The sequence below is a fragment of the Streptomyces sp. URMC 126 genome, from assembly GCF_051386555.1.
In the GTDB taxonomy this organism is placed as follows: Bacteria; Actinomycetota; Actinomycetes; order Streptomycetales; family Streptomycetaceae; genus Streptomyces.
This window is the reverse complement of sequence record NZ_JBPQTX010001234.1, coordinates 1-244: the sequence shown is the minus strand read 5'-3', so window position 1 is coordinate 244 and position 244 is coordinate 1. Positions and strand designations below refer to the sequence as shown.

The window sequence follows — 244 nt, the reverse complement described above, 5'->3', positions numbered from 1 at the left end:
CCGCCGTGTTGCGGATGTCGGGTTCGACCACGACGCGCCGGGTGGCCGGGTCGGAGAACAGCATCTCCATCACGGTGCCGATGACGGCGCGGGTGAAGCCGTGGAGCGGGGTGTCGGTCGGCGCCACCAGGAAGTGCATGCCCACGTCCCCGGGCCGGGCCTCGTGGACCCCGACCAGTTCCACGTGGGCGGGGCAGTAGCGCTCCATGAGGAAGGCGGGCCGGCCGTCGTGCAGCCCCAGGAA

1 protein-coding gene is annotated in these 244 nt (G+C 72.1%); it reads right to left on the bottom strand.

Annotated features, from left to right (window positions below):
- Positions 1-244, bottom strand: a 244-nt coding sequence (locus ACSNOK_RS35805) for a GNAT family N-acetyltransferase (protein WP_436784832.1), incomplete at both ends; no start/stop codon positions are given.